A 4,070-nucleotide genomic window follows, 5' to 3' on the forward strand; every position below is an offset into this window, starting at 1 on the left:
CCACCCGGGGGCGCGGATCGAAACGCCGCGCTGGCCCCACAGGCTGCACCGAAACCACGTCGCCCCCACCCGGGGGCGCGGATCGAAACACGGGGCAGCTGATAGCGCTGCAGGATCAGCGGAAGGTCGCCCCCACCCGGGGGCGCGGATCGAAACCGCCGACCCTTTGCCGAGCAGGTCGCCGCCCTGCGTCGCCCCCACCCGGGGGCGCGGAGCGAAACACGTTCGCGCGCGTTGGGTCTCGCGCGTTCTCATGGTCGCCCCCACCCGGGGGCGCGGATCGAAACTGGCGCACATGCGCGCGGGGCTCGCCAAGTCTGGCGTCGCCCCCACCCGGGGGCGCGGATCGAAACCATTGCATGCGGAGCGGGTGGCCCAGGCGCACCAGCGTCGCCCCCACCCGGGGGCGCGGATCGAAACAAGGACGCAAGCAGCACCCTTGCCGCCTCCTGCAAGTCGCCTCCACCCCGGGCGCGCGGATCGAAACGTCGTCGACGCGGCAGGTGCCTATGCCGGCGCCAAGGCCGAGCCAGTTGTGGCGAGATGCGAAATGTGTCTCAAGGACCTCTCCAGAAAACCGTCTGCGACACATTCCCGGAACGCTGAAGCCACAAGAATATATCCGTTATCAATAAATTGTCCTATTCAGGGGATCGAGGTGAAGCGGTCTATGCTCCTCTCGCTCCGACCGGTGAGACAAATCCCGGAAGATCAGGCAGGCGCGGTTCCGGCAGCGCCGCATGGAAACGGGGCCGGGGCGGTGGCCGCCGGTCTGGCGGCTCAGTACCACATGTCGGGCATCGCCGTCTTGCGGCGCGCGATGAAATCGCCCAGCGCCTCGTCCAGTGCCTCGTCGAGGGGCGGTGCCTGATACTGGGCCAGCAGGGTCTTCCAGCGGGCATTGGCGCGCCTGGCGGAATCGATTCCGCCCTGTTCGTCCCAGGTTTCCCAGGGCTGGTTGTCGTCCAGCGCGGAATCCCAGTAGGCGGTCTCATAGTGGCGGAGCGTGTGCTGGGTGGAAAACAGGTGCTGGCCCGGCCCGAGTTCCGCGAGCGCCTCGAAGGCCAGCGCATCGTCGTCCACCGACATGCCATCGAGATAGGCATGGAGCGCGCCGCACATGTCGGTGTCCATCACGTGCTTCTCGTAGGACATCGACAGAAGCCCGTCGAGGAAACCGGCCGAGTGCAGCACGTAGTTGGCGCCGCCCTGGACCGCCGACATCATCGACATCATGCTCTGCTGCATCGCCTGCCCGTCCGGCAGTTTCGAGGTGCTGAAGTTGCCGGCGCAGCGCAGGGGCAGGTTCAGCCGCCGCGCGAGCTGGCCCATCACCAGCGAACCGATGGCCGGCTCGGGCGTGCCGAAGGTGGGCGAGCCGGAGCGCAGCGACATCGACGAGAAGAAGGCCGCCAGAACCGCCGGCGCGCCGGGCCGGACGAGCTGGGTCAGCGCGCAGGAGGCCATGCTTTCGGCAAGCCCCTGCGCCACCATCCCGGCTGTGGTCAGCGGCGCCACCGCCCCGCCGAGCAGGAACGGCAGGTGGATCGAGCCCTGGTTCGCCGCCGCATAGGTGCGGATGCCTGCCGTCGTCACCCCGTCGAGCACAAGGGGCGAGGTGGTGTTGAAGTTGCCCATCACCACGCAGTTCCGGTCGACGAAATCGGCCCCGAACAGGATGCGGCACATCTCCACGCTGTCGGCCGCCCGCTCGGCCGCGGTGATCGAGCCGAGGAACGCCCGGTCCGAATAGCGGATATGGGCATAGACCATGTCGAGGTGGCGCTTGTTCACCGGCACGTCCGTCGGCTCGCACACCGTGCCGCCGGAATGGTGCAGCCACGGCGAGGATTGCGACAGCTTCACGAAGTTCTGGAAATCCTCGATCGTGCCGTAGCGGCGGCCGCGATCGAGGTCCATCACGAAGGGGCTGCCGTAGGAGGGGGCGAAGACCACGTTCCTGCCGCCGATCCGCACCGAATTGGCAGGGTTGCGGGCGTGTTGCGTGAACTCGGCCGGCGCGGTCTTCAGGATCTCGCGCAGCATCCCCGGCTCGAACTTCAGCCGCCAGACGTCGGCGCTGATCTCGCTCACCTCGGCGCCCGCCTCGCGGTAGAGCCGCATCGCCTCGGCATCCTCGCGCAGTTCGATGCCGATCTCGGCGAGGATGCGCTCGGCGGTCGCCTCGATCCGGGCCAGGCTTTCGTCCGACAGGATGTCGTAGGTGGGGATGTTGCGGACGATATAGGGGCGCTGCGCCGCCTGGCCGCCGTGGATGCGGCTTTCGCGCCGCTGCGACCGGCCGCCGCGCTGGCGCTTCGTGTCCTGACCTGCCAATTCGCCGTCGGCCATCGTCGACTCCTTCGATAAATCGGAAGCAGGCTAGACCTGTTGGTTCTTCCTGTAACGCTGGAAAAGTTTCATGGAGATGATAAATCTGATTCATGGAAACCCTGCGCAGCCTCTTGCCGCCCATCAACAGCCTCGTGGTGTTCGAGTCTGCCGGCCGCCTGTCGAGCTTCACCGCCGCCGCGCGCGAGTTGAACATGACGCAGGCCGCGGTGTCCTATGCGATCGGCCGGCTTGAAGATCACCTCGGCGCCGCGCTCTTCTTGCGGGAATACCGCCGCGTCCGCCTCAGCGAGGCGGGAGAGAGGTTTCACGCCGATGTCTCGATCGGACTGTCGCACATCCAGCGCTCGGTGCAGGGCCTGCGTGCCGTCGCCACCGGCAGCCATGTGACGCTGTCCTGCTCCACCGCCTTCGCGGCGTTCTGGATGGTGCCGCGAATGGCGAAGTTCCGGGAGGAGTTGCCGCGGGTCGACCTGCGGATACAGACGGCCGACCGCGATCTCGATCTCGTGGGCGAGGGCATCCCGCTCGGCATCCGGGGCGGTGCCCCGGGCGACTGGCCGCATTGCCACGCCGAGGCCCTTGCCCCCGAGGAGATCTACCCTGTCTGCGGCGCCGGATACCTGCCGCGCGTGACCCAGCCCCGGCACGCTGCGGACCTGCTGGCGCATCGGCTGATCCACCTCGAGGAGCCGTTCCGTTCCGCCGCAACATGGGCGGACTGGTTCGCTTCGGCGGGCATCGAGGGCAGGCGTGTGCCGAAGGGGCTTCAGATCAACGACTATGTCCTGGTCGTGCAATCCGTCATCGAGGGCCAGGGTGTCGCGCTCGGCTGGCGGCACCTGACCGAAAGGCTTGTGGAAAAGGGCGTGCTCGTGCGGCTGACCGACCATTCGCTCGTGACCGGCATGGACTTCCACGTCGTCTGGCCGAAGGATGTCCCGTTGTCAGGCGCGGCACAGGAGGTGCGCGACTGGCTCCTGGATCAGCGTCGTGCTGCGCCGGGGAGCGGCTGAAAACCGCGACCGCGTCCCGAAGGGGCGCCCCCGTTGCCGGGGGTACCCGCGTCAGGCGGGCCGGGGCCTGTCCCGGGTCATTCGGCAGCCTTGCGGGCTTCGACCAGCCAGCCGTCGTATTCCGCCTGATGGGCGGCGATCCAGTCGGCCACGTGCTTGTCGATCGCCTCCGAGCTATCCTCGCCGTCGGCGATCAGCTTGTTCTCGGCCGAGATGTCGTTGATGTCGATCTTGGCCAGTTCGAACAGCTTCTTCGCCGCCGGGTTCGCCTGAAGAAAATCGTTCCGCGCGACGACGCGGATGCTGTCGACGGCGAAGCCCAGGTTCTTGCCGTTGAATTCCGTGTTGCCCGTGCCGCCGTCCGGCAGCGAGGTATAGGGCACAGACAGCCATTCCACGTCCTTGCCCGGCACCAGCGCACCCGAGACCCAGTAGGGCGTCCAGGTGTAGTAGAGGATCGGCTGGCCGTTCTTGAAGCGGGCGATGGTGTCGGCGATGATGGCGTTGTATTCGCCCTGGTTGTGGCTGACGGTGTCGCGCAGGCCATATTCGGTCAGGTGATGCTCGATCACCCGCTCGCAGCCCCAGCCGGGGACGCAGCCGGCGAGGTCGGCCTTGCCGTCGCCGTCGGCGTCGAAGCGCTTGGCGACCTCGGGATCCTTCAGCATGGCAAGGTCGGTGACGCCGGCGTCATAGCTGGCC

General features: G+C 67.4%; 3 protein-coding genes and 1 CRISPR repeat array. Of the genes, 1 reads left to right on the top strand and 2 read right to left on the bottom strand.

The window, feature by feature from the left end; genetic code table 11:
* A CRISPR array of direct repeats spans positions 1 to 487; the repeat unit is 24 nt; unit sequence CCACCCGGGGGCGCGGATCGAAAC.
* A 293-nt stretch (positions 488 to 780) separates the two neighbouring features.
* Positions 781 to 2,352, bottom strand: coding sequence for a trimethylamine methyltransferase family protein (locus ACE3P2_RS08705; protein WP_374263498.1), 1,572 nt, complete (start codon positions 2,350 to 2,352; stop codon positions 781 to 783).
* Positions 2,353 to 2,444: 92 nt separating this feature from the next.
* Between ACE3P2_RS08705 and ACE3P2_RS08710 the strand changes: the two genes are divergently transcribed.
* The gene (locus ACE3P2_RS08710; RefSeq protein ID WP_374263500.1) at positions 2,445 to 3,368 is read left to right on the top strand and encodes a LysR substrate-binding domain-containing protein; all 924 of its coding nucleotides are present in this window, start codon (positions 2,445 to 2,447) and stop codon (positions 3,366 to 3,368) included.
* A 77-nt stretch (positions 3,369 to 3,445) separates the two neighbouring features.
* Here the strand turns inward: ACE3P2_RS08710 and proX are convergent.
* Positions 3,446 to 4,070, bottom strand: a 625-nt coding sequence (gene proX / locus ACE3P2_RS08715; protein WP_374263502.1) for a glycine betaine/L-proline ABC transporter substrate-binding protein ProX, incomplete at its 5' end; no start/stop codon positions are given.

The organism is Zoogloea sp., from assembly GCF_041911615.1.
In the GTDB taxonomy this organism is placed as follows: Bacteria; Pseudomonadota; Gammaproteobacteria; order Burkholderiales; family Rhodocyclaceae; genus Zoogloea.

Excerpts from the sequence above, each read along its gene's own strand:
- ACE3P2_RS08705 (WP_374263498.1), bottom strand. The coding sequence starts at position 2,352 with ATGGCCGACGGCGAATTGGCAGGTCAGGACACGAAGCGCCAGCGCGGC.
- ACE3P2_RS08710 (WP_374263500.1), top strand. The coding sequence starts at position 2,445 with ATGGAAACCCTGCGCAGCCTCTTGCCGCCCATCAACAGCCTCGTGGTG.